General features: G+C 62.9%; 27 protein-coding genes. 17 read left to right on the top strand and 10 right to left on the bottom strand.

Annotation, left to right across the window (positions count from 1 at the left end):
* Positions 1-347: 347 nt before the first annotated feature.
* Positions 348-1,979 (bottom strand): chromosomal replication initiator protein DnaA, encoded by a 1,632-nt coding sequence (gene dnaA / locus AC1TQG_RS08770; protein ID WP_482136537.1) that lies wholly within the window; start codon positions 1,977-1,979, stop codon positions 348-350.
* A gap of 443 nt (positions 1,980-2,422) precedes the next feature.
* Here dnaA and rpmH point away from each other — a divergent pair, with 443 nt between their 5' ends.
* The 9 genes from rpmH (at position 2,423) to AC1TQG_RS08725 (ending at position 9,135) form a co-directional block, all read left to right on the top strand.
* Positions 2,423-2,566 carry a 50S ribosomal protein L34 gene (gene rpmH, locus AC1TQG_RS08765; RefSeq protein ID WP_482136536.1) on the top strand — a complete coding sequence of 48 codons (144 nt, stop codon included), beginning with the start codon at positions 2,423-2,425 and terminating at the stop codon, positions 2,564-2,566.
* A 43-nt stretch (positions 2,567-2,609) separates the two neighbouring features.
* Positions 2,610-2,978 (top strand): ribonuclease P protein component, encoded by a 369-nt coding sequence (rnpA, locus tag AC1TQG_RS08760; protein ID WP_482136535.1) that lies wholly within the window; start codon positions 2,610-2,612, stop codon positions 2,976-2,978.
* Positions 2,978-3,346 (top strand): membrane protein insertion efficiency factor YidD, encoded by a 369-nt coding sequence (gene yidD / locus AC1TQG_RS08755; protein WP_482136534.1) that lies wholly within the window; start codon positions 2,978-2,980, stop codon positions 3,344-3,346. Before rnpA ends, yidD begins: the two co-directional genes overlap by 1 nt.
* Positions 3,347-3,350: 4 nt before the next feature.
* Positions 3,351-4,541: a membrane protein insertase YidC gene (yidC, locus tag AC1TQG_RS08750; protein WP_482136533.1), complete on the top strand. Its 1,191-nt coding sequence runs from the start codon at positions 3,351-3,353 to the stop codon at positions 4,539-4,541.
* A gap of 48 nt (positions 4,542-4,589) precedes the next feature.
* On the top strand, positions 4,590-5,159 hold the full coding sequence (locus AC1TQG_RS08745) for a Jag family protein (RefSeq protein WP_482136532.1): 570 nt from the start codon (positions 4,590-4,592) through the stop codon (positions 5,157-5,159).
* Between the two features lie 143 nt (positions 5,160-5,302).
* The gene (gene rsmG / locus AC1TQG_RS08740) at positions 5,303-5,995 is read left to right on the top strand and encodes a 16S rRNA (guanine(527)-N(7))-methyltransferase RsmG (protein WP_482137297.1); all 693 of its coding nucleotides are present in this window, start codon (positions 5,303-5,305) and stop codon (positions 5,993-5,995) included.
* Between the two features lie 11 nt (positions 5,996-6,006).
* Positions 6,007-6,999 carry a ParA family protein gene (locus AC1TQG_RS08735; protein ID WP_482137296.1) on the top strand — a complete coding sequence of 331 codons (993 nt, stop codon included), beginning with the start codon at positions 6,007-6,009 and terminating at the stop codon, positions 6,997-6,999.
* A gap of 44 nt (positions 7,000-7,043) precedes the next feature.
* A complete protein-coding gene (locus AC1TQG_RS08730) occupies positions 7,044-8,195 on the top strand; it encodes a ParB/RepB/Spo0J family partition protein (RefSeq protein ID WP_482137295.1) in 1,152 nt (383 codons plus the stop codon).
* A gap of 220 nt (positions 8,196-8,415) precedes the next feature.
* The gene (locus tag AC1TQG_RS08725) at positions 8,416-9,135 is read left to right on the top strand and encodes a hypothetical protein (RefSeq protein WP_482136531.1); all 720 of its coding nucleotides are present in this window, start codon (positions 8,416-8,418) and stop codon (positions 9,133-9,135) included.
* 63 nt (positions 9,136-9,198) lie between these two features.
* Here the strand turns inward: AC1TQG_RS08725 and AC1TQG_RS08720 are convergent, their stop codons facing one another.
* The 3 genes from AC1TQG_RS08720 to trxB all read right to left on the bottom strand — a co-directional run bounded on the left by AC1TQG_RS08720 (position 9,199) and on the right by trxB (position 11,961).
* The gene (locus AC1TQG_RS08720) at positions 9,199-10,377 is read right to left on the bottom strand and encodes an N-acetylmuramoyl-L-alanine amidase (protein WP_482136530.1); all 1,179 of its coding nucleotides are present in this window, start codon (positions 10,375-10,377) and stop codon (positions 9,199-9,201) included.
* Positions 10,378-10,559: 182 nt separating this feature from the next.
* Positions 10,560-10,892: a thioredoxin gene (gene trxA / locus AC1TQG_RS08715; protein WP_482136529.1), complete on the bottom strand. Its 333-nt coding sequence runs from the start codon at positions 10,890-10,892 to the stop codon at positions 10,560-10,562.
* Between the two features lie 67 nt (positions 10,893-10,959).
* Positions 10,960-11,961, bottom strand: a complete 1,002-nt coding sequence (gene trxB / locus AC1TQG_RS08710; RefSeq protein WP_482136528.1) for a thioredoxin-disulfide reductase — start codon at positions 11,959-11,961, stop codon at positions 10,960-10,962.
* 126 nt (positions 11,962-12,087) lie between these two features.
* Between trxB and AC1TQG_RS08705 the strand changes: the two genes are divergently transcribed.
* Positions 12,088-12,993, top strand: a complete 906-nt coding sequence (locus tag AC1TQG_RS08705) for a phosphatase PAP2 family protein (RefSeq protein ID WP_482136527.1) — start codon at positions 12,088-12,090, stop codon at positions 12,991-12,993.
* Between the two features lie 712 nt (positions 12,994-13,705).
* On the opposite strand, the gene AC1TQG_RS08700 is transcribed toward AC1TQG_RS08705, so the two are convergent.
* Positions 13,706-14,272: a mismatch-specific DNA-glycosylase gene (locus AC1TQG_RS08700; protein ID WP_482136526.1), complete on the bottom strand. Its 567-nt coding sequence runs from the start codon at positions 14,270-14,272 to the stop codon at positions 13,706-13,708.
* Positions 14,273-14,276: 4 nt separating this feature from the next.
* Positions 14,277-15,782, bottom strand: a complete 1,506-nt coding sequence (locus AC1TQG_RS08695) for an MFS transporter (RefSeq protein ID WP_482136525.1) — start codon at positions 15,780-15,782, stop codon at positions 14,277-14,279.
* A 97-nt stretch (positions 15,783-15,879) separates the two neighbouring features.
* On the opposite strand from AC1TQG_RS08695, the gene AC1TQG_RS08690 reads away from it, so the two are divergent.
* Positions 15,880-16,614 carry a TetR/AcrR family transcriptional regulator gene (locus AC1TQG_RS08690; RefSeq protein ID WP_482136524.1) on the top strand — a complete coding sequence of 245 codons (735 nt, stop codon included), beginning with the start codon at positions 15,880-15,882 and terminating at the stop codon, positions 16,612-16,614.
* Here the strand turns inward: AC1TQG_RS08690 and sigM are convergent.
* Entirely contained in the window at positions 16,609-17,199 is a 591-nt protein-coding gene (gene sigM / locus AC1TQG_RS08685; RefSeq protein ID WP_482136523.1) for an RNA polymerase sigma factor SigM, read from the bottom strand. The genes AC1TQG_RS08690 and sigM overlap by 6 nt on opposite strands.
* A 173-nt stretch (positions 17,200-17,372) precedes the next feature.
* On the opposite strand from sigM, the gene AC1TQG_RS08680 reads away from it, so the two are divergent.
* The 3 genes from AC1TQG_RS08680 (at position 17,373) to AC1TQG_RS08670 (ending at position 20,339) form a co-directional block, all read left to right on the top strand.
* A complete protein-coding gene (locus AC1TQG_RS08680) occupies positions 17,373-17,879 on the top strand; it encodes a flavin reductase family protein (protein ID WP_482136522.1) in 507 nt (168 codons plus the stop codon).
* Positions 17,876-18,604, top strand: coding sequence for a pyrimidine reductase family protein (locus AC1TQG_RS08675; RefSeq protein ID WP_482136521.1), 729 nt, complete (start codon positions 17,876-17,878; stop codon positions 18,602-18,604). The genes AC1TQG_RS08680 and AC1TQG_RS08675 overlap by 4 nt, the downstream gene beginning before the upstream one ends.
* A 241-nt stretch (positions 18,605-18,845) precedes the next feature.
* Positions 18,846-20,339 (top strand): stealth family protein, encoded by a 1,494-nt coding sequence (locus AC1TQG_RS08670; protein WP_482137294.1) that lies wholly within the window; start codon positions 18,846-18,848, stop codon positions 20,337-20,339.
* A 157-nt stretch (positions 20,340-20,496) separates the two neighbouring features.
* Here the strand turns inward: AC1TQG_RS08670 and AC1TQG_RS08665 are convergent, their stop codons facing one another.
* A complete protein-coding gene (locus tag AC1TQG_RS08665; RefSeq protein ID WP_482136520.1) occupies positions 20,497-21,408 on the bottom strand; it encodes a phosphodiesterase in 912 nt (303 codons plus the stop codon).
* 288 nt (positions 21,409-21,696) lie between these two features.
* On the opposite strand from AC1TQG_RS08665, the gene AC1TQG_RS08660 reads away from it, so the two are divergent.
* The gene (locus tag AC1TQG_RS08660; RefSeq protein WP_482136519.1) at positions 21,697-22,161 is read left to right on the top strand and encodes an NUDIX hydrolase; all 465 of its coding nucleotides are present in this window, start codon (positions 21,697-21,699) and stop codon (positions 22,159-22,161) included.
* Between the two features lie 48 nt (positions 22,162-22,209).
* Here AC1TQG_RS08660 and AC1TQG_RS08655 read toward each other — a convergent pair whose 3' ends face one another.
* Positions 22,210-23,025, bottom strand: a complete 816-nt coding sequence (locus tag AC1TQG_RS08655) for a helix-turn-helix domain-containing protein (RefSeq protein ID WP_482136518.1) — start codon at positions 23,023-23,025, stop codon at positions 22,210-22,212.
* Between the two features lie 75 nt (positions 23,026-23,100).
* On the opposite strand from AC1TQG_RS08655, the gene AC1TQG_RS08650 reads away from it, so the two are divergent.
* Entirely contained in the window at positions 23,101-23,475 is a 375-nt protein-coding gene (locus AC1TQG_RS08650) for a nuclear transport factor 2 family protein (RefSeq protein WP_482136517.1), read from the top strand.
* Positions 23,472-24,470, top strand: coding sequence for a zinc-dependent alcohol dehydrogenase family protein (locus AC1TQG_RS08645; RefSeq protein WP_482136516.1), 999 nt, complete (start codon positions 23,472-23,474; stop codon positions 24,468-24,470). The genes AC1TQG_RS08650 and AC1TQG_RS08645 overlap by 4 nt, the downstream gene beginning before the upstream one ends.
* An 18-nt stretch (positions 24,471-24,488) precedes the next feature.
* Here AC1TQG_RS08645 and AC1TQG_RS08640 read toward each other — a convergent pair whose 3' ends face one another.
* A complete protein-coding gene (locus AC1TQG_RS08640; RefSeq protein WP_482136515.1) occupies positions 24,489-25,097 on the bottom strand; it encodes a DNA-3-methyladenine glycosylase I in 609 nt (202 codons plus the stop codon).
* Position 25,098: the final 1 nt, after the last annotated feature.

Below are 25,098 nucleotides of genomic sequence, written 5' to 3'. Positions count from 1 at the left end.
GTTGGGGGACCAACATGACCGGCATGTGCACAGACCTTGGAGTTTGGGGAAACGTGCACCGCTTATCCACAGAAATTCGGAGTTATCCACGGAGTTGTACACAGGCTGGCGACAACGAGTAGAGCGCCGATTTGTGAGATCCCACGGATGACAAGTCTCGACCAGAGGTTGAGGGTGTGGTCGTTCGGACGGGTTCGTGCGACCGTTGACGACCGCTCGCACGGACGCTTTGATGCGGGCGTTCACGGTGCCCCGGAGAGCGGGTTCTCCGGCGCACAAACAGAACAGCGGGCGGCCTGATGGCCGCCCGCTGTGGGGTCTTCTCTGTCGTGCTGTCGTGCTGTCGTCTAACGGCGTGAGCGCTGTTTGATCCGTGCGGTCAGTTCCTGCACCTGGTCGTAGACGCGTCTGCGTTCGGCCATTTCCTTACGGATCTTCTTGTCGGCGTACATGACGGTTGTGTGGTCACGGTCGAAGGTCTCACCGATCTTCGGTAGCGAGAGGTCCGTGAGCTCACGACAGAGGTACATGGCGATCTGACGGGCCTGCGCGATGGACCGGGTCTTACCGGGTCCGCGGAGTTCCTCGAGGCTGATGTCGAAGTACTCGGCGTTGACGGCAAGGATCGTGGCGGCGGTGATCTCCAGGCTTGCCGAGTCCGGTAGCAGGGCTTGGAGCACCACATCGGCCAGCGCGGTGTCGAGTTCGGAGTGATTCAGCGAGGCGAACGCCGTCACGCGGATGAGCGCACCTTCGAGTTCGCGGATGTTCCGCTCGATCTTCGAGGCGATCAGCTCGAGCACATCGTCGGGTACCCGGATCTGATCCATCTGCGCCTTCTTGCGCAAGATGGCGATGCGGGTCTCGAGCTCCGGCGGCTGAACGTCGGTGATCAGACCCCATTCAAAGCGGGTACGGAGTCGATCCTCAAGTGTTGCAAGCTGTTTGGGGGGTCGATCAGACGACACGACGATCTGCTTGTTCGCGTTGTGCAGTGTGTTGAAGGTGTGGAAGAACTCTTCCTGGATACCTTCTTTGCCTTCGAGGAACTGGATGTCGTCGACGAGGAGTACATCCATGTCGCGGTATCGGCGCTTGAAGGCCACCCGGCGGTCATCACGAAGCGAGTTGATGAAGTCGTTGGTGAACTCTTCGGTGGAGACGTACTTCACCCGCATACCGGGGAACAGTCGCTGCGCGTAGTGACCGGCGGCATGGAGCAGGTGGGTTTTACCCAGTCCGGATTCACCCCAGATGAACAGCGGGTTGTATGCACGCGCCGGTGCTTCGGCGATGGCCACAGCCGCGGCGTGGGCAAAACGGTTCGAGGCACCGATGACGAAGGTATCGAAGGTGTACTTCGAGTTCAGGCTCGAGTCACCGCTCGAATCAGACTTCGATGACGCCGCGGAAAAGTAGCCGGACCACTCGGCGGCCCCGGTGCGACCGAGATCACGGTCGCGGGAGGCGAAGGTTTCGGGGGGTAGCGGCGGAACGGACTGCAGGTATCGGTTGTCGCCCTCTTCGGGGCGTGCGCCCGCGGGTTCCGGCGAAACCTGGCCGGGTCCGGCCGAACCCGTCGCGACAGAACCGGAAGCGGCTGCCGGCTGCCCGGCTGGAGCCTTTTTGTTCTCGGCGCGCTCGGATTTCGCGCGATCGGCTTCATACGGATCGAAGAGGGTGTCGGCGGCGGCGATCGGATCGATCCGCACACCGAGGTCGACGGAATAGCCCAGATGCCGACTCAGCGCGGTCACGATCGGTTCGCGTAGTCCGCGTTCGATCTGTTCCTGCACACGTTGGGTCGGAACGGTCAGAAGTGCAAAGCCCTCGGCAAGCGTCAACGGCCGGACCAGCGAGAGCCAGGCCTTCTGTTGTTTCGAGAGTGGAAGTCGGTTTCCGGTGCTGTCATCGTTGAGCTCGGTTACGACTTTGTTCCAGATCACTGTGAAAGAATCGTGATCGGAATCGGCTGGCATGGTCATCCCTCCTGGTGGGTTCGTCACCAATTGTCCACACCGTTATCCACAGGTGTGGAACAACAGCGAGACAACAGCGAACCCCAGATGGGTGATCGCGATTCCGCCCCGGGTGGATAGCTTCGGTGAAGTTAACAGACATTGGTCAGGGGTCACAACCGAAAACCACATCTTGCAGGTAAAGGCAAGAATCCGTTGCCCCGAGGCGTGTCGATCGTCGATTTCGCAGGTCGGGGGTGGTTCGGCACTTTCGGGGCGGTTTGACCCGCCCGCCCGTCATCAGTAGTCTCGAACGGTCGCCGAACGTCGATTCCGGCTGCGGTGAGCACACCGGTACAAAGGTTGCTCGCCCGTCCGATGCTTCGAGGTAGCGAACAGACCACCGATTAACAAGCTGGGCTCAAATTGTGTAAGCGAGCCCATCACCATGAGGAGATTTGGCCGTGGCCAAGGGCAAGCGGACTTTCCAACCAAACAACCGTCGTCGTTCACGCGTGCATGGCTTCCGGCTGCGTATGCGTACTCGCGCTGGACGCGCGATCGTCAATGCACGTCGTGGCAAGGGACGCACGAGCTTGACGGCCTGAGTCGGCACGGAACCGCAGCCCGCGTAGCAGGCCGCAGCAACTCGTGTTGGCTCCGCCCAACCGGATCACCCGGCGATCGGACTTCACCCGCACTCTGAAAAATGGGGTGCGGGTTGGTCGGCGTGATGTGGTTGCGCATGTTTACAGGCCGTCGCACCCGGATTTTGTCACCACTGGCGGACCACGAATCGGATTGATCGTGGGTAAGTCGGTGGGCAATTCCGTGACCCGTCATGCGGTGTCACGCCGGCTGCGTGCGGCCTGCCGGTCGTTGCTCGCCCAGTGTGAGCCGACCACAATGGTGGTTATCCGGGCGTTACCCGGTAGTGCCACCTGTTCGGAGCCAGAGTTGGAACAGCAACTTGTCGGTGCATTGAGTAAGGCTCAACGCCGTATCGAATCGATTGCGTGATGAGCGCGGCAGCGGGTTTTCGTCACCTGGTGGCGATGTGGCCGCGCCGGGCTGTCATCTTCTTGATCGAGCTCTATCGCACGTGGGTCTCCCCGATGCGGCTACCGACCTGCCGTTTTGAACCGAGCTGCAGTACTTACGCCGTCGAGGCATTGACCGAGTTCGGATTCTTCCGAGGCGGTCTGCTGTCCATCGTGCGGCTTGCGAAATGTGGACCCTGGCACAAACCGGGCTATGACCCGATCCCGGAGCGCCGTTGCAGGCACCAAGCTGAACCCGATGATTATGCGACATCGGGCAGCGAGCGGGATCTGGACCGATCTTCTTCGGCTGCAGAGTCGAATTGTGTTGTAACAGTGAGGAACTGACGACGTGCTCGATTTCATTTACTGGCCGGTTTCGGCGATCATGTGGGTATGGCACTGGCTGTTCAGCCAGGTGATGCCAGATACCCCAGGCTGGGACGGTATCGCTTGGGCGTTATCGGTCATCTTCCTGGTCTTCACTTTGCGCGCCATCCTCTACAAGCCTTTTGTGAAGCAGATCCGCACCACGCGGAAAATGCAAGAGATCCAGCCGCAGATGCAGGCGATCCGCAAGAAGTACGGCAAAGACCGGGTCAAGATGACCGAGGAGATGCAGAAGCTCCAGAAGGAGCACGGGTTCAATCCCCTACTCGGCTGCCTCCCGATGCTGGCGCAGATCCCGGTGTTCATCGGTCTGTTCCACGTGTTGCGTTCGTTCAACCGGATGGGTACCGGTTTCGGCCAGCTCGGCATGACGGCCGAAGAGACCCGGAATACCGCCAACTACATCTTCAGTCCTGAACTCGTTCAGAACTTCCTCGACGCCCGTCTGTTCGGCGTGCCACTGTCGGCCGCAATCAGCCAGCCCGAGACCGAATGGGTGGCGTTCAGCGCCAACGGCGTCATCGACTTCACGCGCGCGAACATCATCATCTTGGTGATCCCGCTGGTGATCATCTCGTCCATCGCGACGCACATGAACTCGCGGGCCTCCGTGGCGCGCCAGAGCGAAGCGGCGCTTGAGAACCCGCAGACGCGGATCATGAACAAGCTCGCGCTCTACGTCTTCCCCCTGGGCATCCTGGTGTCCGGTGCCTTCTTCCCCGTCGCGATCCTCCTGTACTGGGTCTCGAACAACCTCTGGACCTACGGACAGCAGCACATCGTCTTCGGTCGGATCGAAGAAGAAGAAGAAGAAGAGAAGGCCGCAAAGCTGGAGAAGCGGTCGCAGAACGCACCCAAGCCCGGCGCCAAGCCGGCTGTGTCCGCCAAGCCGAAGCCGGGAGCAAAGCCCGTCGCCAAGGGTAAGGCGGCAGACACCGCCAAGGCTGATGCTGTCGATCTGTCCAAGGGTGACTCAGAGGCCGACGGTGATGACACCGCCGCCGACGACACAACCCCAGCCAAGGATTCTCCGGGTACCAAGAAGACGCCCGACAAAACCAAGGCCGCCGGCTCCCCCGCTTCGAACAATGCGAAGAAGCCCGCCGGTGGACGCCCGAGCAGCAACCAACCACGACGTAAGAAAAGGCGCTGACACAATGCGAGGTCAGCTCCCCGGAAGAGTACAAAGCGAGGTATTGCGATGAGTGCAGAGACCAAAGACGTCGCTGTCGAAGACGTGAACGAAGAGACTGCTGCCGATGACACTGCCACCGAGGATTCGGCGTCGGATGAGCCGGAGATGTCCGACGAGGAGCGTTTGGTAGAAGAAGGCGAAATCGCCGGCGACTACCTGGAGCAGCTGCTCGACGTCCTCGATTTCGATGGAGACATCGACCTTGATGTCGACGGAGACCGGGCGATCGTCAGCATTGACGGCGGATCCGATCTCGTGAAGCTGGTGGGCAAGAACGGTGAGATCCTCGATGCGCTCCAGGAACTGACACGGCTCGCCGTGCAGCGCACCACCGGTGACCGCAGTCGGCTCATGCTGGACGTGGCGCGGTGGCGTGCGGATCGTCGGGAGCGGTTGGCCAAGCTGGGTACCGAGGTCGCCGAGCGTGTCCTCGAGGCCGGCGAGCGCGAGACCCTCGACCCGATGTCCCCCTTCGAGCGCAAGATCGTCCACGACGCGGTTGCCGCAGTCGAGGGTGTGTACTCCGAGAGCGAAGGCACCGAACCCAACCGCCGTGTTGTAGTACTCAAGTCCTGATCTCCAAATGTTTGATGCGATGGGCCCCGGCGGTTTCGCCGGGGCCCATTGCGTTATCGATGCTTGGTGCAGCACTTGGTGCAGCACTAGTTACACCGATGTAGTTTGCTCGTCCGCGTTCGGTGCCCGCACCAGACGCGGTGATGTTTCACGTGAAACGGAGGATGACGTTGTCAGCAGAGTTTGATGGTCCCGAGGGTGAGAAGACGTTGGCTGCCGCGCAGGCGGTGTTCGGTGAACGCTTGCCGCTCGCAGAACGATATTGGTCGAGTTTGGCCGGGGCCGGTGTCGAGCGCGGGCTGATCGGACCACGGGAAGTGGACCGGTTGTGGATCCGTCACGTGTTGAATTGCGCCGTGATCGGAGACCTCCTGTCCGACGGCGAGAATGTGGTCGATATCGGTAGTGGCGCCGGCCTGCCGGGCGTGGCCGTGGCTATCGCCAAGCCGTCGGTGCGGATGACGTTGGTCGAGCCACTCTTACGCCGGGCGACCTTCCTGGAGGAAGTTGTCGAGGAGCTCGGACTTGATGTGCAAGTGGTCCGTGGCCGGGCGGAAGAGAAGACGGTCAAGAAGATCGTCGGGGGTGCCGATGTGGTGACCTCCCGAGCGGTTGCCCCGCTGGACCGCTTGGCCAAGTGGTGCGTTCCCCTACTGCGGCCCGGTGGCCGACTGATGGCGATCAAGGGATCGTCGGCTACGGAAGAGATTTCCGAGCATCAGGGAACCTTGGGGCGGATCGGACTGTCCAACCTTCATGTCGAGACGTGTGGTTCTGGGATACTCGAAACGCCGACAACAGTTGTTGTTGCCACTCGAATTGGTGGACGTCGGTGACAGAGCGCAGAATGTTCGGTAGGCGTAGCCGAAGGAGCGAAAGCGTGTCCAATGAACCGTATGTTTCACGTGAAACAGTTTCACGTGAAACCAGCGCGTATGAGGTCAAACCCCAACCCCACTACGACACACCCATTGCTGCTGCGGCAGAACGCGCCAGCCGGGTATTGACACCGGGAGGCTATGGTTCCCTCCCCCGACCCTCACAGACGCGGATCATCACGATCGCGAATCAGAAGGGTGGCGTCGGTAAGACCACCACGACGGTCAACCTCGCGGCGGCACTGGCCGTGCATCAACTCAAGGTCCTGGTGATCGATCTCGATCCTCAGGGCAACGCGAGTACCGCGCTGGGAGTTGATCATCGCTCGGGTGTCCCCTCCGTCTATGAGCTTCTCATCGGCGAGGTGCCTTTCGCCGATACCATCGTTCAGAGCACAAGTTACGAGAGTCTCTTCTGCGTACCTGCCACGCTGGATCTGGCGGGCGCCGAGATCGAGCTCGTGTCGATGGTGGCGCGCGAGAATCGCCTCCGCAATGCGCTCGACCGGGAGACGCTCGAACAGTACGACTTCGACTTCGTCCTCATTGATTGCCCGCCGTCCCTCGGCCTGCTGACCATCAATGCGATGGTCGCCGCTCAGGAGGTGTTGATCCCGATCCAGTGCGAGTACTACGCCCTCGAGGGTGTGAGCCAATTGCTTTCGAACATCAACCTGGTGCGGGCCCATCTGAACCCCGCGTTGCATGTGTCGACCGTTGTCCTGACGATGTATGACGGCCGGACAAAACTGGCGGATCAGGTCGCTGAGAGCGTCCGTGAGCACTTCGGTGACCGTGTCCTCAACACGGTCATTCCGCGCAGCGTGAAGGTCTCTGAGGCCCCCGGATACGGCAACACAATCATCGAGTACGACCCGGGTTCACGTGGAGCGATGAGTTACCTCGACGCCGGTCGTGAGCTTGCATTCCGATCAGAACAAGAACTGGAGGGGCGGCTGTGACCGACGACAAGAAGACTTCGAAGGCGCCGGGCGGGACGAAGCCGGTGAAAGCTCCCCCGCGCGGCAAAGGCGGACTGGGGCGCGGACTCGCGGCCCTGATCCCCACCGGTCCGACTGAGGGTCCGAGGATGGGTTCGGCTGCCACCGATGTGATGTTCGGCAGCGGCCGAGCCGTTGCTGCGGATCCCGGTGACCCGGCAACGCTCGTCAGTAATGCTGGCGGCGCCGGAGGTGGAAATGCAGCTGTTGGTACCGGCGCGACCACCGAAGGAAGCGGGACTGCTTCCGGCACCGGAGATCCCTCCGCTGCAGAGTCCACTGACTCCGCAAGTGCACCGGTACCCACTCCCCCATCCATCACCGATCCGAACGGGATCGATGACGTGGGAGCCATTTATCAAGAGATCGAACCCGGTCGGATTCAGCCCAATCCGCAGCAGCCGCGTACCGCATTTGATGAAGAGGCCCTGGCTGAACTCATCCACTCGATCCGCGAGTTCGGGCTCATGCAGCCGATCGTGGTGCGTCGACTGGCCGAACCCGAAGGCGACGTCGAGTACCAACTCGTCATGGGCGAGCGCCGGTGGCGAGCCAGCCAGGAAGCCGGGCTGGAGAAGATCCCGGCGATCATCCGGGAGACCGCAGACGGCGACATGCTGCGCGACGCGCTGCTGGAGAACATCCACCGCGTGCAGCTGAACCCTCTGGAAGAAGCAGCGGCGTACCAACAGCTGCTCGAAGAGTTCGGTGTCACCCACGATGAACTGGCGAGCCGACTGGGGCGCTCGCGGCCGGTGATCACGAACATGATCCGACTGCTCCGTCTTCCGATTCCGGTTCAGCGCCGGGTTGCCGCGGGCGTACTCTCGGCGGGCCATGCGCGGGCGCTGCTCTCGCTCGAGGCAGGCGCGGACGCACAAGAAGTCCTGGCGGCCCGGATCATCGCGGAGGGCATGTCGGTGCGTGCGACCGAAGAAGCGGTGACATTGGCCAATCGTGAGGACGGCAAGACTCCCCTCCCGCAGAAGCGGAAGCCGATTCAGATGCCCGGCCTACAAGACGTGGCCGAGCGACTTTCGGACAAGCTCGACACCCGGGTGACGGTCGCAATGGGCAAGCGCAAAGGCAAGATCACGGTCGAATTCGGCTCGGTTGGTGATCTCGAGCGACTGGTCGACATCATCGCGCAAGGGTGAAGAATTCAGCGCGAAATCTCGGGTACCGGTGGGTGCGGGTGAAACGTCACAGTGACAACAATGCCGACAATTAGCTCTGATATTGCTGAAAGATGTTTTGTAACAACAGAATTGACGTTCACCCTCGCTCGGCGCGAACCGGATTCCGCCATCGCTTATGCTGAGACGTGTTCTTTGCAGTATTTGGTCCAATGACGTGTTTTCAGGAGGCGGCGGGTCCGTGTCGGTAACGATAACGCCGCTCACCATGGACGGGTTCGAGTCACTTCCCGTGCACGGTCGGCGCTGTGTGTTCTGGGAGATGCAACCGAAGCTGATCCCCGACACGGTGGGCGGAGAACCATTCGCGAGCGAGTTCGACAAAGAAGCGTGGGTCTCGATGATCCTGCTCGAGTGGGGCACGTGCGGACAGGTTGCGATCAATCGCAAGACCGGCAAGGTGGTCGGAGCCGCGTTCTACGGTTCTCCACTCAGTGTCCCCCGCTCGGCCCTCTTCCCCACTTCCCCGGTTTCTGCCGACGCTGTGATCCTGTCCTCGATGTGGGTGGACCCCGGTCATGACAATGCCGCCGAGGATCTGGTGCGGGCTGTCATCGTCGACCTCACCCGTCGTGGAGTGCGCGCGATCGAGGCGTTCGGGATCGTGCGATCCGAGCGAGCCGACCTGAAGGTCGAACAGGGCGACGGAGAGATCGTCGGCGACGAGACCATTTGCCCGCGTTGCATGATCGACGCGGAGTTCCTCAAAGAATCAGGCTTCGACGTGGTGTCAGCACATCACCGATTCCCACGGCTGCGGCTGGAGCTCGACAGTGACCTCGGTTGGAAAGCCGGCGTCGAGAGCGCACTCGAGAAGTTGGTTGTGATGGCCGCTATCGACGTGGCCGGTCGAGAACGTACCGCGGTGACCGTTGGACGCCGAAACATGCTCCGGCGCTGACTCAGCCCTGACTCGCTCGGGTATGGCCGGGGTCGAAAGGTTGTGCCCAGCGCAGAATCTGGACTAGCGGGGAATCTGTTCCGACGCGAGCAATCCGGCGAACGTGTACGTGCCGGTGGGCTGGTCGTCGCGTTCCAACAGGTACAGGCGCTTGACCGCGACAAGAATTGCCTCGGCGATCGTGTCGCGTACTGCTGGATTGCTCAGTTCGGTGGCGTCGTGAAGATTGCTGATGTAGCCGATGTCCAACTGGACCGCGGGCATCCGGCTGCGGCGCAAAATATCCCAGGTACGTTCATGCGAGCGGCAGTCGCGCAGTTCGGTTCTGGCAACGATCTCGCGCTGGATGAAGCCCGAGAGGGAACGGCCGATCGTGGAGGTCGATCCATGCGAGGTTCCGAAGTGGAAGCACGCGACACCACTGGCCAGACTGTTCGGGTAGTGCGCACAGCGCAAGGCGATAAGTAGGTCGCCGCCAATCGAATTCGCGATCTCGGCGCGCTCTTTGTCCGACGGGTTCTGATCCTCGGCACGCGAGAGGAAGGTCTCCATGCCGGCTGCGATCATCCGGCCTTCGAGACGGCGCGCGAGATCCCAGAGGATCTCGGCTTCGATGGCCGATTCGGCGGGATCGGCACCGGGATGGTCACCACCGGAACCGGGATCGATGACAATGCGTTTGCCGGACAGCTGCGGTCCGAGACGACGGACGTGCTCCTCTTCGCGAATCGCGTGGGGAGAACCACCGGTGACGCGGGTTCCGAGCAGTTCCAGAGATCGCAGTGTCGCCGGTCCGCAGATGCCGTCGGCGCTCAGGCCGAACTCGCTCTGGTAGTTGCACAGCGCGGTGTAGGTGTCGCCACCGAAGTGGCCGTCGACCAGACCGGTGTAGTAACCGAGATTCTGCAGCCGGGATTGCAGTGTTGCCACATCGTCGCCATGCATGGGGGCAGACAACTGGTAAAACAGCACCCGGGCGCCGAGGCGGTAAGAAGCCTCATGAAGCGCGCCGAAGGTGGCCGGGCCGACGACTCCGTCGACGAGCAGTCCACGTTGCTGCTGAAATGCGCGAACGGCCTGATCGGTCTCGACATCGAAGACGGCTTCTGGCGGCGCCCAACCGTTTGTGTCGACAACCCGACCCAACAGGGGAACGGTGTCGGCCAGCAAACCCTGATTAGTCAGGATTGCCCGTATTTCGGCGACAGCGGATCCGTGATCCCCCAACCGGAACAACGGCATCGGAGTGGCCTTCCTTCTAGCAATAACACGGACTGACGACAATACGGACCTGATGAGCCGGGACACGAACTCGCTAGTCAGTGTCTCAGCAATCGGATGACAGAGCCAATACGGCCAGGCACCAGTCCGGAACCTTTAAGGTCACGCTTCTGATGTCTGGCCGTTGCCGCCCTGGGGCGATCTTACTTGCCGATTACCCCGTCGAGCTCGCGCAGCAGAGCTGCCTTGCCCTTGGCTCCGACGATGGTCTTGGTGGGCTTACCGTCTTCGAACAGAATCATGGTCGGGATCGACATGATCTGAAAGTCCCTGGCCACGTTGGGGTTCTGGTCCACGTCGAGCTTGGCGACGGTGATCTTCCCGGCATTCTCGCCGGCGATCTCCTCGAGGACCGGGGCGACCATCTTGCACGGTCCGCACCAGGTGGCCCAGAAGTCTACGAGGACCGGCTTGTCGGCTCCGAGTACCTGCTCCTTGAATGTGGCATCGGTGACGACCACGGTATTTGCTCCCATTGTGTTCTCCTTTTCACAGCTGCTTGCAGGCCGTTCAATTGAACGGATCCTGCGGTTGGTGGGTGGTTCAGGCCCCGGCGGCGGCCGATACTGCTCCGACGGCTTCCGGTACTTCGGGTTCGGTCGAATCTGCCTGATCGGCGAGCCAGCGCTCGGCGTCGATGGCCGCGGCGCAACCGGAACCGGCGGCGGTGATGGCCTGCTGATAGGTGTGATCAACCAGATCGCCGGACGCAAAGACTCCGGGCAGCGATGTGTAGGTCGTGCGACCGTCGACCAGGACATAACCGTCGGCATCGAGGTCGACCTGGCCCTTGACCAGTTCACTGCGGGGGTCGTGTCCGATGGCGACGAACATGCCGGTCACGTCGAGTTTCGAGGTCTCACCGGTGACGGTGTCGACCAGCTCGAGTCCGGCCACCGACGTCTCGCCGAGAACGCGCCCGATCGTTGTGTTGGTCACAAAGCGGATCTTGTCGTTCGCGCGGGCCCGGTCGAGCATGATCTTCGACGCTCGGAACTCTTCGCGACGGTGGATCACGGTGACGGAGCGTGCGAACTTGGTGAGGAAGGTGGCCTCCTCCATCGCAGAATCGCCACCGCCGATCACGGCGATGTCTTGGTCGCGGAAGAAGAAGCCGTCACAGGTCGCACAGGCCGAAACGCCACGTCCGAGCAGTTCTTGCTCGCCGGGGACGTCGAGGTAGCGGGCCGCTGCGCCCATGGCGAGGATGACTGCTTTGGCGCGATAGGTCTCGCCGCCGGCGTCGATCTCCTTGATGTCGCCGGTCAGGCGGACCGCGTCGACGTCCTCCATGCGCAGGTCAGCGCCGAAACGGATCGCCTGCTCACGCATTTCTTCCATCAACTCGGGGCCCTGGATGCCCTTCTGGAAGCCCGGGAAGTTCTCTACCTCAGTGGTGGTCATCAACGCGCCGCCGAACTGTGTGCCCTCGAATACAACGGGCGAGAGATCCGCGCGAGCTGCATAAACGGCTGCCGTGTAGCCGGCCGGACCTGATCCGATGATGATCACGTCGTAGACGGTGTCGGTACCTGCTGAGGTCATCGATGCTCCACTTTCTTTCACTGGGTGACAGCTTTATAAACATCAGCCTAAGGGCTTCTGTTCCCGGACACGGTCGTGACGCAGTGCCTGAGAGGACTCACAGGGTTTTGCGGCACCATGGAGCGCATGTATCGGTCGTCGCCACTTCGTGCATCCCGAGGACAGCTGTCGCTGTCGTCGGTGTTGTGGGTCGTATCGCTGACGGCCGCGATCGTCGCCGTCTATCTGGTCGCAGTACACACCGCGGTCGGTCAGCGGGCCGATCAACGGGCCTTCCTGTCCCTACGCGGGACCGGCGCCACCGCTGATCTCCCCCACATTGTCGGTCTGGGTTCGGTCACCGACCTGAGGCTGTGGGTGGTCTCGGCCGCGGCGATCATCGGATTGGGTCTGATGGCCCGTCGTCGGCTGAGTATTGTTGTGCTGCTTGTTCTTCCGGTTGTCGGGATCGTGCTCACACAGTTTCTGCGCGATGATCTGCTGACCCGCCCCGAGTTCGACGGGCTCGGATGGGTGACCAACACCTTCCCCAGTGGGCACGCCGCTGCCGCTGCGGGTTGTGTGGCCGCGATCGTCCGGGCCGCGCCACGTTCGATCGCGCCCGTCGCGGCGATCGCCGGCGTCGGGTGGCTGACCTTGGTATCCCAGGACCTGATGGTCTGGGGTTGGCACCGTCCCAGCGACCTCATCGGCTCGGTACTACTGGCGGCCGCACTCATGCACCTGGTGCCCGGATCGATCGCGCGAGGGCGGGGTCAAGGCGGCAATCGTCTGCTGGTCGGGGCGATCACGGCCCTGGTGGCGGCGGTCGGGCCGCTGGTGTGGGCTGTGGCCACCGGACATCTGGCTGTTGCCCCGGTCGGTCTGGTCGCTGCAGTGGCGATCGCCTCACTTGTCGCCGATGGTGGTGCGGCTGATGGTCGCCGGGTTACCCGTGGTGCAGTCGGTCCCGACAACCAGCGCGTCGAACGTCCCCATCGTGCCGGTGGACAGCAGGATCACCACGGCACGACTGCCGGCGTTGTCGATTGATCCGGACCCCAATATTTGGGTCGACGGTGGGATCTGATTGGCGAGTAGACACCGATCCTGCGCTACCCGGTCCACGAATCCCCCATTCTCGCTGCTGCCGAGGACACTGAGAAGTGTGGCTGTCGCCGGCGTGGTGGGGGTCAGGGTGGCGGTGGCGTCGGGTGCCGTGGCCACCGGTGCCCGGTCGGAGTCGAGGGAATCGGCGGTGAAGGCAAAGGTGGCCGCGACTGCGATCCCGACCACCGCGGCAGCTGCCGCGAGCGACGACGCGACGGCGCCGCGATGGCGCGAGAGCCAGGTGATCTGTGCACCGCCGCGGTCGGCCTCTGCGAGTGTCCTGAGCGTCTGATCGATCCGCTCCTGAGCGAACGGCGGGACCGGGATCGGTGAGGCGGGTAGTTCGGCCAATTGGGCGGTGGTGGCCTCGAGTGCCGCCCAGATGGCACCGGCGTCCGGATCGGCGAGTACCCGGGGTTTCAGCAGTTTCGCGAAGTCTTCGGGGTATACCCCTGCGTGCAGGTCAGCGATCACATCTATGGGGTAGGGCGGGTCGAGCAACTCACTGTGTGGGTGTACTCGGTTGCCGATACCGAACATCGTGCGGACCCCTGCTTCCCTCGTCATCTCGATGGCCAGTCATATCGATACTCAGCTAGGACGTCGTCGCGGCACGGTCGGTTCCCTCTGAATCAGAAGTTCGGTGGACCAGTTGTCATCGGACGATTCCCGCGGCCCTGGCCGGCTCGCGGTAGTCGGCGGCAAGTGAGTCGATGGTGGCATGGGCATTGAGTCCGCTGGGGTTGGGGACCACCCACACCGGGACACCCGCGATCGTGTGTTCCTGAAGGCCTGACGATGCCTTCCGCTCCCCGAATGCGCTGCGGTATGCCGTGATCCCGGCGACTGCAATCACCTTCGGGGACACTGTCCGGACAGTGTCCACCAACTGTTCGCCACCGGTCTGGAGTTCCTCGGGAGTCAGCTCATCCGCGCGGGCCGTTGCTCGACGCACCAGGTTGGTGATACCGATACCACTGTCCAACAACAGTTCCCGGTCTTCTTCGCGATATCCGTTCGATGCGTCGATCACCCGATCGACGATTCCGGCGCGGGCCAACGCGGGATAGAAGCGGTTGCCCGGACGTGCGAAATGCGCGCCGGTCGCAGCTGTCCACAATCCCGGATTGATCCCGACGAACAGCAGTCGGCACCCCGGACCGACGAGGTCGGGAATGACCGCATCTCGATACGACTCGAGTTCGGCGCGCGTGAAACCCATGTCCTCAGTAGACCGCAGCCCGGGCAGTCGCGGCGTCGGTGGGTCGACGGAGCAGGAGGATGGCGGCCAGTGCGGTGAGTACGAGAACGACCGCACCGACCACCGAGGCAACCACCAGACCGTTCACAAACGCGGTACGTGCTGCGGCCGCCAACTCGTCACCGGTTGCCGCAGATGATGTCCGGACTGCGGCGAGGGCACCGCCCAGACTCTCTCGCGCGGAGTTGTCCACGGGGTACGAGTAGTCGAATGTGTTGCGGTACACCATATTCACGACGCTGCCAAGGATCGCAATGCCCAGCGCACCTCCGAGTTCGGTGGTGGTCTCGAGCAGCCCGGCCACGGCACCAGCACGCTCCGCGGGCGCGACCCCGACCACGTAGTCGTAAACCATGGCACTGGTGGCGACCAGACCACCGGCCAGGAATGTCGCTCCGATCAGGCCGGCTATCAACGAGTCGGTTGTTGTGAACGTCGCCAGTATTGCGAAGCCACCACCGGCCACGAGTAGCCCGCCGATCATCACCGGCGGCCGACCGACCCGGGTGGCCAGGACCGCGGTCAATGGTGCGACAAAGGCGATTGCGACCGAGGGCAGCAGACTCCACAGCGCCGCGACCAGCGGTGACTGACCGAGGACCGACTGCAGATACTGCGTCACGATGATGGCGTTGCCGAGGATGCCGAACATGGCGATCATGTTGATCCAGATGGTCGTCGCGAAGCGCCGATCGGAAAATTGGGTCAGGTCGACCAGTGGCTCGGCCAGGTGCTGTTGACGGCGCACGAACATCAGGCCGCCGGCAACTCCCACAACCAGATAGGCGACGCGCACGGGACCCCAACCGTCGGATGCGAGCGTTTTGATGCCCTCGATGATCGGGAGGATGGTGACCAGTGCCAGGAGTGAGCTCATGATGTCGACCCGCCGCGTCCGGTCACCGGTGTCACCCGGGAGAAGGACCGGGGCCACCACGAGCAGCAGCACCATCACAGGAATGTTGATCAGGAACACTGATCCCCACCAGAAGTGTTCCAGCAGTACACCACTGATGATCGGGCCGACCGCAACCCCCCCGGTCATCACGGCGGTCCAGGTGGCGACGGCTTTCGCTCGCTGGGTGTCGTCGATGAAGATGTGCCGGACCAGGGCCAGCGTCGACGGCATCAGTGTGGCGCCGGAGACGGCAAGGAGCGCCCGGGCCCCGATGAGCATCTCGGCGCTGGTCGCATAGGCCGCGAGCAGCGAGGCGATGCTGAAGCCGATTGCCCCGATGAGCAGCAGGCGGCGATGTCCGACCCGGTCGGCAACCGCGCCCATGGTCAGGAGCAGGCCGGCCAGGACGAATCCGTAGATGTCGAAGATCCAGAGTTGTTGAGCCGGCGACGGATCGAGATCTGCGGAGATGAACGGTACAGCGAAGAACAGGACCGATACATCCATCGAGACGATGAGCATCGGGAGGCACAAGGCTGTGAGAGCGAGCCATGGTGAGCGGGTGGTGAGCATCCGGTATCCAAACTGTGTATGAAAGATACTGTTTAGCTATTACACGGATAGTAGGCAGCTAACTGTGTAGATGGCAAGCAGTTAGTAGGATCACCTCATGACCACCGACGATCGACCGATGCCGCGTCATATGCAGCTCCTCTGGGGACAAGAGGTCCTCGGTCGTCGGGGTCCCAAGCCGTCGCTGTCCATCGGAGACATCGGAGCCGCGGCGGTGGCGCTTGCCGATGAGCGGGGCTGGGACTCGGTCTCGATGAAGGCGGTCGCCGAGACCCTCGGGCTCACCACGATGTCGCTGTACCGCTATGTCGATTCCCGGGAGGAACTGCAGCAGGTGATGCTCGACGTCGCCTACGGCCGCGCCGATCCCGCCTTGACCGCCACCGGAGACTGGCGTACCCGACTCGAGAGGTGGGCGCGCGAGATCGCAACGGTGCTGATATCCCGACCCTGGATCGTGACGGCGCCCATGCACACCGCGCCGATCACCCCAAATCTGTTGAGCTGGACCGAATGTGGACTCCAGGCCTTCGAAGAGACATCGATGTCGGGCCAACAGAAATTGTCGTCCCTTCTGCTCGTCGACGGATTTGTGCGCAATCATGTCCGCCAGTCCATCCAGTTGGGTGCGGTCACGGAGCACGGCGTCACCGCCGACGACGGTGCCTTTGAGGCATCGATCGTGAAACTTGCTGCCCCCGAGGTCTATCCGCACCTGGTGGCGGCGGTGACAGACGAGGCGAACACGCCCGGCGACTTCTATACCGAAGAACTCACCTTCGGTCTCGAGGTCATCTTTGCCGGCCTTGAGGCCCGCATGGACAGTCTATGAATTGGTCTCGTCGGCGGTCTGCCGCAGGTGCCCCAGTGTCACAGCAAGTTTGGCGCGTCCCCGCGCACAACGACTCTTGATCGTCCCGGTGGGCACACCCAGGAGCGCCGCCGCCTCGGCCACCGAATATCCCTCGATGTCGACGGCCACGATGGCTGCTCGTTGATCCGCGGGCAGGGCGTCGAGAGCCCGGCCGATCGAGACCGACAGGTCGACGTCACCGTGCTGGTCGTGGGGATCGGCGAGCTCGGAGATGTCGAACTCCGGTAGCGGCACCGTCAGGCGCGACTTGTTGTGGCGAATCCGGTCGAGGCATGCGTTGACCACGATGCGGTGCATCCACGAGCTGACCTTGGCATCGGCGCGGAACCCGTGGGCCATCCGGTGCGCTTTGAGTAGCGCGTCTTGCAGAGCATCCGCCGCATCCTCGTCCGAATGCGAGGTCCGGCGCGCAACCGCCCACAAATGACCCTGCAACCGCGTGATCAGTATCCCGAACGCATCGGAGTCCCCCTCCACGTGAGCCGCAAGCAATTCCTCATCAGTCCGTGCATCATCCCCACAGACCTCCCCCCACTCGGCCATGGGTGGAGACTAATGTAGGCAAACGTTCCACGCGATGGCAGACGCAAAATCCGTATCCCCCCGCCGGCAGGCGAAATCTGTCCGTGAGGTTTGCGTTCTACTCCGTTGGAGACACTGAAAGCGGAACGTGTCCAAGAATGTTTGTGATTGGTGTGACGAAGGATGAGCAAGTGGTGAGTGAACAGGCTTCCTCTGAACCCGCTTTCGAGCAGCTGGTGGGCCAGTTGGATTATCCGATGTTTGTTGTGACGACCCGCGCGTCGGATCGGTTGGCGGGCTGTCTGGTGGGCTTTGCGAGCCAGGCCAGCATCAGTCCGTCTCGGTTTTTCGTTGGTGTGTCCAAGAGCAATCACACCTTTGGGGTGGTCCAGGACGCGGAGTACCTCGCCGTGCACGTCCTTGCCCGTAAGGACATCGACCTTGCGCGTCTGTTCGGTTCGGAGACCGGTGACGAAGTGGATAAGTTCAAACGATGCGATTGGCATGAAGGACCGCGTGGCTTGCCCATCCTCGATGACGCCGCTGCGTGGTTCGTGGGCCGAATCATCCGGAGAATCGACGCCGGGGACCACGAAGGACTGCTGGTGGAACCGTTCGACGGTGCGACAACTCCCGCGGCTGCCCAGGAACTGGTGAGTTTCTCCGATGTCCGAGACCTCGAGCCGGGACACGACGCATGAGCGATTCAACGGTGCGGTTGTTGCCCTCCGGTGAGGTGGACACGATGGCGCTGGCCGTCGACTGGTACGGGGATCCGCCGGTGGGCGTCCGGGCGAACATGGTGACGAGCCTCGACGGGGAAGCGGCGTTCGACGGGCGGGTGCGTCAGATCTCGGGTGCCACCGACCAAGCGCTGCTGAAGGCCATGAGAATCTTCGCCGACGTGGTATTGGTCGGTGCCGGCACCGTGCGCGCAGAGAACTACGGGCCGGTGGTCCTGAAAGACGCCTACCAGCGGGCACGTGAACAGCGCGGGGCGATGACCGCACCGCCGATCGCGGTGGTCACCAATACCGGCGTCCTGCCCGAAACCTCACGATTGATAGGTGCCACTCCCCCACCGATCATCGTCACGACCACCCGTGCGCGCACCAGGGCGCAGGATTGCGGCGCCGACGTCATCGCTGTCGGCGACGAGACCGTCGATCTTTCGGAGGCAGTCGCGGCGCTGAAAGACCGTGGGCTGAAACACATTCTGTGCGAGGGCGGTCCGACATTGCTGGACGCACTGGTCGTCGCAGACCTGGTCGACGAATTGTGTTTGACGGTGGCACCGAAGTTCGCCGGGCTCCAAGAAAGCACCGCTCGGGCGCGCCCGGCGAGTCGACTCGTCGAGCCGCGGGGCCTCACCCTCGCGCATGCCCTTGCACATGACGATTTTTTGTTCCTCAGATACGTTCGCTGACCTGGTGGGCCGTCCACGCAATCGGGCATGGAGATCGGCATTCGGGCTGCGGCCGGAGACGATCTACACTGTTGAGATTCCGGGGAACACTCGGCCGTATGCCGTCCCCGGAAGGAATGACATCACTTCATCCCCAGCCCCCCATGAGATCTACCTCGTCCCTCCCGAGCCAGAGATCCCGGAGTCAGTCGTCCGGGAGTCGGCTGCGTCGGTGGCCCGCCTGCGGGAGCAGCCGAATGTCGTGGGCTTCGAAGGCCGGTACGCGCTCGCCATCTCGTCGACCACTCCGCAAGAGGCGATGGTCGAGGATCTGCTGTTCATCCGTGGTGTCCTTGACGCAGCCGAGATCGCGTACCTCCTGGTTCGCGGCAATGACGAACGACCGGTGATCGCGATCGCGTGGCCGGAGCGTGCCGCCTTCAAGGCAGCTATGGTCGCAGCGTGCGAACGAGAACCGTTCTACTCGAAAACCGTTGATGCAGAACGGGGTAAGGCAGTACTGGTGGGCGACGGGAAGCTGTCGCTATCCCCGAAGGCAAGAATCTTCCGGCTCTATCGACCGCGCGTCGAACCGAAGAGTGGGCTGCACTACGGCGCTGCGACGGCCGTGCAGATAGAGCTGTGGTCTTTCGACGACACCGAGATCACCCTGCCGATCGAGAACTCGCTGACCCGGCGGACCATCCCGACGGACGAAGCCGTCCGCGGGACCGTCGAGCGCTACGGTCTGACCTGGCCCACCATCGAGAACATGTTCGCCGGGCATGCCTCCGACGTCAATTTCGACATCGACATCGTCTTCTCCTGGGTCGACGGGTCATCGGCCGAGTTCCAGGCTCAGCGGGCCAAGCGAATGCAGAATTACATTGTCGGAGAAGGGGATGCGTCGGCAGCGCGATACCGGCAGATCGACGAACTGAAGTACGCGTTGCGGTCGATCCACATGTACGCGCCCTGGATTCGCCGCATCTTCGTCGCCACCGACTCCCCGCGTCCGGCGTGGCTTGCCGACGATCCTCGGGTGACCTTCGTTCCGAGCGAGGAGTTCTTCGTCGACACGTCGGTTCTGCCGACGCACAACTCCCAGGCCGTCGAGAGCCAGCTCCACCACATCCCGGGGTTGTCCGAGCATTTCCTGTACTCCAACGACGACATGTTCTTCGGACGTCCGGTCGGACCGCAGGCGTTCTTCTCCTCGGGCGGGGTGAGCATGTTCATCGAGGCGACCACGCGGATCGGACTCGGATACAGCGACGCCGACCGCAGTGGTTTCGAGAACGCCGCCAGGGTCAACCGCCGACTGCTGCAGAACCGATTCGGACTGATGACGACGCGGCACCTCGAACATGCGGCAACTCCGTTGCGCAAGAGCGTGTTACAGGAGATGGAAAAAGAATTTCCCGAGGAGTTCGCCGCCACCGCCGCCAGCGCTTTCCGCACCAGTAGCAACATCTCGGTGACCAATTCGCTGTACCACTACTACGCGCTCATGACCGGTCGCGCGGTGGTACAGAAAGACGCCAAGGTCAAGTACATCGACACGACCGCCGTTGCGGGACTCAAGGCCATGGAGAAGATGCTGCCACGGCGGGCCGTCGACTTCTTCTGTCTCAACGACGGCAGCACCCCCGAGGTCGATCTGGAACTTCGCACCCAGACGGTGATCGGCTTCCTCGACCGCTACTTCCCCATCGCCGCACCGTGGGAGACAGTGGTAGAGGCGGCGTCGGACTAGTGCCCCGAGTCAAAAGTTCTTTTGCAGTCTTCGTCGTTCGATCGGCGCCTGGCAGCGTTGTCGTCGGTCGGTATAGCTCCGCTATGCCTTCCTCCTCCGCCTTGCCAGCCACCCATCGCTCCACCGGATACAAGCAAGAAACTTTCGACTCGCGACACTAGTTCCGGCTGACCGGGCTCCGCCGGCTGCTCTCGGCGATGCGGATATTGGCCGCGGCCAGGCGGCGCGCGGTCTCATCGGGTGAAACATATTCGCCCACAGTCGCATACGTGCCGATGGGTACGGCCGAATGGACCACGGTGGAGTCATAGACGTGGATGAGGTTGTAACCCTGCCCCCCGTCGCGGCCGCGCATCGCCCCGGCCGGCACGTTGAGATCCTGGTTGTAGCAGGTGGCGGCGGCCACGGAGACCGGTATCCCGGCGAAGGTCGCGGTGGTCGAATAGTGCAGGTGCCCGGCAATGATGGATCGGACGTCGCTGCCCTGCAACACATCTGCGAGTCGGTGCTGATCGCGTAGTTCTACGAGTACAGCGAGGTCGAGCACACACGGCACGGGTGGGTGGTGCATCGCAAGAATGGTGCCGTGTTCGGCAGGTGTCGCCAACAGGTTTGTGAGCCAATGGAGTTGAGCGTCGGTCACCTCGCCGTGATGCAGGCCGGGGACGGTCGAGTCCAGGGTGATGATCCGTAGGCCGCCGATATCGTGCACGCTGTCGATGGTGCCGGTGTCCGGTGCCGCGTCGAGCAGCTTCACCCGGAAGGTGGCGCGATCGTCGTGATTGCCCATCGCCCAGATGAGCTCGGCGCCGAGCCGGTCGGCGACGGGTTCGACCATGCCGCGCAGTGTCTCATAGGCGCGCGGATCGCCTTTGTCGGTCAGGTCACCGGTGAAGACCAGCGCATCGATCTCGACACCGGACCCGGTGAGTTCCACCAAGATCTGGCGTAACCGCGATTTGCTGTCCACACCGCCGTACAGATCGCCGTCACCGTCGATCAGATGGGTGTCGCTGATGTGCACTATGCAGTGATTCGGCCTGGGATATTCGGCCGTTCGAGCCACCATCAACGCACTCGCTTCCGATCGGCCCTGCGCTGCTGCGGTTGTGTCGGGCGGACGCCCGGGCTGACAACCGTCACCAACACACACTAGCGAAACACATTGAGAAACCCCGAACGCGGACATCGGCAGGCCGGCAGATGAACATCTGCGGTGTATTCCGGAGAGGCGTCTGTGGCCGGTGCCTGCCTGCACGGTCGGTTTCCGCGGGTGGTTCGCAGCGAGATCCTGGGGCTGAGCTCAGTGCGCCCGCATCGGTTCTGGCAGGCTGGTGAACGCCGGAAGGGGTGGACGATGGGAGCGACTGGACGTCGTCGACAGGCCGCGAGGATGATCCTGATCGACGAGGCAGGCCGAACCCTCCTGTTCCGCGGTATCGACCCTGGTAACGCCGCCGCCGACCCCTGGTGGTTCACGCCGGGTGGCGGACGTGAGGGTGATGAGTCCGACGAGCAGACCGCCCGGCGGGAGGTTCTGGAGGAAACGGGTCTCTTGGTCGGGGAGATTTCTGGCCCGATCTTCCACCGCGAGTTCGACATCGTCTTCGTCGGCGAGGCCATCCATCAGGTGGAGGTGTACTTCGCCGCGCATGTCCGGTCGTTCGAGCCGCAGTCGGCCGGCTGGACCGATCTCGAGCGTCGTTCGATCCTCGCCCACCGCTGGTGGTTCCCGGCCGACATCGAAGCGAGTGCCGAAACGATCTACCCGACCAACCTCGCCGAACTTGTTCGCGAGCACACGCACGGGCATCGCCGATGAGTACTGGTCCCCGTCGATGAGCCGGTCGGAGCGGTGAAACCGGTGCGCCTACAGCGCATTCCCTCTTTCCAGGTCCGTGTCGCCGTACAGACGCGTCAGCATGAGAGCGGTTTTCTTGTCGGTGGGCAGGAAGGCTTCGAGTTCGATCTCGTCGAGCGTGACGTCCGTGGTGTTGGCGAATGTCATCCGAGTTGTGACGAGTGAGGCGACGCCTTCGTCCGTGTCGAGCAGCAGCGGCGCAATCGCGCCGCTGAGCCGGTCTGAGCCGGACCCCCGGGGTAGGTACGACCGCAGTTCGGCGGCGAGCTGCCAGAGTTCGGGATCGTCATGAGCGTGCGCGCGTTGCTCGAATGCCTCCACGACATGAGGTGCCCAGTCGGCAAAATTGCGGATGCGGCGGGCCAGACCATCTGGGTGCAGCGCGAGACGGAAGAGGTTGGCGGGCTCCTCCAGCAGGTGTGATGCGGCTCCATCAGTGAGCAGTTGCAGTGCGTCGTTGCTTGCGACGGCGGTGCCGGGATGGCGGAGTAGGACCGCAGGGTAGGGCAGGTACCCGTCGAGCACGGTGCGAAGTACGCCGAGAATCGGCTCGAGAGCAGGACTGTCGAGTGGCGTGAGGGAATACTCGGGCGCGAAGCCTGCCTTCGCCAGAAGCGCATTGCGTTCACGCAGCCCGAGTTGCAGGGCGTGTGCGAGTCGGGTGGTGATGTCGCGTCCGGGAACTGAGCGGCCGCTTTCGAGGAAGCTGAGGTGCCGCTGTGTTGTGTCGGCCTTGACCGCCAGGTCGAGCTGGCTCAGCCGCCGAGCATTGCGCCACCGTCGAAGCGATGATCCGAAGTCCAGAGCCGTCGTCGTACTGGTCACGCGGTCAAGTGGATCACGCGACGTGATTCCTTGTAGGGAATTGAGTTCATGCCCTGATGAACCGATGGTTGCCTCATGACCATTCCCGAGATCACCAGTCCTCGATCGTCCCGTGTTGTGGAGCGATTCAACAGCGCCTTCACCGACCACGACCCGAGTGCGATCGAGACGCTTGTCGACGATGACTGCGTCATCCACACGACGGGCCCGGCTCCTGAGGGAGACGTCGTCACAGGTGGCGCCGCCTGTCGCGCCTTGTGGGGCAAGCTGATTGCGGACACCGGCATGCAGTTCGAGCCGGAGGCAGTCATCGAAGCGGGCGAGTCGGTGGTCCAGCAGTGGCGCTGTGTAGATCAGTCAGGGACCCTCATCCAACGGGGCGTGAACATCTTCGCCGTCCGGGACGGCAAGATCGTAGCCGCGCACGGGTACCTCAAGGCGGATCGGTGAAGGCGTGGCTCGCCGAATTCGGCGGCGGCCTCGACAGCCTCAGACCGGTGGTACTACCGGTTCCGGAACCCGGACCGCACGAGGTCCTCGTCCGCGTCCACGCTGTCAGTCTCAACAAACGGGAACTCTCGGTGTTGGACGGAAACTATCCGCTTCCCGTGAAACCCACCCTCATCCCCGTGTCAGACGGCGCCGGCGAGATCATCGCGGTCGGCGATGAGGTCAGTGCGGCCAAGATCGGCGACCGGGTCCTGGGCGCGGTATTTCCACAGTGGGCCGACGGGCCGTTCTCACCGGCGGTGAGCGCGCAGTTGGGTGGCTTCCTCGACGGGATGCTCGCCGAATATGTCGTCCTGGACCAATGCGCAGTCGTACCGATTCCAACCGGCATGAGCTACACCACCGCCGCAACACTGCCGTGCGCAGCCGTCACGGCCTGGCATGCGCTACTCACCCCGCAACCTTGGGCACCCGGCACCACGGTGCTGACAACGACGAGCGGCGCGGTGTCGACCTTCGTGGTTCAACTCGCCGCCGCTCGGGGTTGGAAGGTCATCGTGACGTCTTCGGACCCGCTCCGCGCACCGGACTTACATCGATTGGGGGCTTCGCACGTCATATCTTCCGCAACATCAGGACTCGCGGACCGCGTCCGTCCCTTGACCAATGGGAATGGTGCCGACGTGGTTGTTCATACGTACGGCCCGGTCGACGAATCCATCTCGGCCACCAGGGTGGGTGGTCGGCTCAGCCTGGTCAGTACCGAAGCCGCCGGATCGATCGATCCGTTGCTGCCCTTCGGGAGAAACGTCGCGCTGCAGCCGATCGCCCTGGGGTCGGTCAGTCATACTCGGCAACTCGTTGATGCGATCAGCCAACATTGCATCGAGCCGCCGATTGCTGCGCAATTCGAACTTGCGGAGGCGGCCGATGCGTACCGGTATTACGCAGCAGAACGGGCGTTCGGCAAGGTCGTCATCGTCGTCCACGAGTGAATCGGTGTGCGACGGCGCTCACGCAGGCCAGATGCCGGAACTCCCCCGCCGGAACGAGGTCATCAAATGGGTGTCGACGATCCCGACTGCCTCCATCAGCGCATACATGGTGGTCGGACCGACGAATCGAAAACCCTTTGCCCGCAATGCCTTGGACATCGCAACCGACTCCGGCGATGTGGTCGGCACCTCGGCCATGGTCTGCGGGCGTGGGGTCGTCGCCGGCTTGTATGACCACAGGAAGTCGACCAAACCGCCTTCGGCGCGTAGGTTCTGGGCAGCCCGTGCGTTGCCGATGGTGGCCTCGATCTTGCCGCGGTGCCGGATGATGCGGGCATCGGTCAGCAGCCGGGCGACGTCGACCTCCCCGTAGCCGGCCACGGTGTCGACATCGAAGTCGGCGAAGACTTCCCGGAACGCCGGACGTTTGCGCAGAATGGTCGCCCACGACAGTCCGGCCTGAAACCCCTCCAGCGCAAGACGTTCGAAGTGGGCGTTCTCGCCGGACACCGGCATGCCCCACTCGTTGTCGTAGTAGTCGCGCATCAAACCGGACTGCGCGGCCCAGGCGGGACGGATCAGCCCGTCCTCACAGCGCACCGCACCCACCGGCAGGTCGTCGGTCACA

This window comes from Williamsia sp. Y844 (assembly GCF_056786475.1).
The sequence above is the reverse complement of the archived record's forward strand: the minus strand, read 5'-3'. Positions and strand labels throughout refer to the sequence as shown.

What these genes read in the sequence shown, in the direction of transcription:
- dnaA (WP_482136537.1), bottom strand. Translation starts at nt 1,979, where the DNA reads ATGCCAGCCGATTCCGATCACGATTCTTTCACAGTGATCTGGAACAAA.
- yidD (WP_482136534.1), top strand. Translation starts at nt 2,978, where the DNA reads ATGAGCGCGGCAGCGGGTTTTCGTCACCTGGTGGCGATGTGGCCGCGC.
- AC1TQG_RS08745 (WP_482136532.1), top strand. Translation starts at nt 4,590, where the DNA reads ATGAGTGCAGAGACCAAAGACGTCGCTGTCGAAGACGTGAACGAAGAG.
- rsmG (WP_482137297.1), top strand. Translation starts at nt 5,303, where the DNA reads ATGTTTCACGTGAAACGGAGGATGACGTTGTCAGCAGAGTTTGATGGT.
- AC1TQG_RS08735 (WP_482137296.1), top strand. Translation starts at nt 6,007, where the DNA reads ATGTTCGGTAGGCGTAGCCGAAGGAGCGAAAGCGTGTCCAATGAACCG.
- AC1TQG_RS08720 (WP_482136530.1), bottom strand. Translation starts at nt 10,377, where the DNA reads ATGCCGTTGTTCCGGTTGGGGGATCACGGATCCGCTGTCGCCGAAATA.
- trxA (WP_482136529.1), bottom strand. Translation starts at nt 10,892, where the DNA reads ATGGGAGCAAATACCGTGGTCGTCACCGATGCCACATTCAAGGAGCAG.
- trxB (WP_482136528.1), bottom strand. Translation starts at nt 11,961, where the DNA reads ATGACCTCAGCAGGTACCGACACCGTCTACGACGTGATCATCATCGGA.
- AC1TQG_RS08705 (WP_482136527.1), top strand. Translation starts at nt 12,088, where the DNA reads ATGTATCGGTCGTCGCCACTTCGTGCATCCCGAGGACAGCTGTCGCTG.
- AC1TQG_RS08700 (WP_482136526.1), bottom strand. Translation starts at nt 14,272, where the DNA reads ATGGGTTTCACGCGCGCCGAACTCGAGTCGTATCGAGATGCGGTCATT.
- AC1TQG_RS08695 (WP_482136525.1), bottom strand. Translation starts at nt 15,782, where the DNA reads ATGCTCACCACCCGCTCACCATGGCTCGCTCTCACAGCCTTGTGCCTC.
- AC1TQG_RS08690 (WP_482136524.1), top strand. Translation starts at nt 15,880, where the DNA reads ATGACCACCGACGATCGACCGATGCCGCGTCATATGCAGCTCCTCTGG.
- sigM (WP_482136523.1), bottom strand. Translation starts at nt 17,199, where the DNA reads ATGGCCGAGTGGGGGGAGGTCTGTGGGGATGATGCACGGACTGATGAG.
- AC1TQG_RS08675 (WP_482136521.1), top strand. Translation starts at nt 17,876, where the DNA reads ATGAGCGATTCAACGGTGCGGTTGTTGCCCTCCGGTGAGGTGGACACG.
- AC1TQG_RS08665 (WP_482136520.1), bottom strand. Translation starts at nt 21,408, where the DNA reads ATGGTGGCTCGAACGGCCGAATATCCCAGGCCGAATCACTGCATAGTG.
- AC1TQG_RS08660 (WP_482136519.1), top strand. Translation starts at nt 21,697, where the DNA reads ATGGGAGCGACTGGACGTCGTCGACAGGCCGCGAGGATGATCCTGATC.
- AC1TQG_RS08650 (WP_482136517.1), top strand. Translation starts at nt 23,101, where the DNA reads ATGACCATTCCCGAGATCACCAGTCCTCGATCGTCCCGTGTTGTGGAG.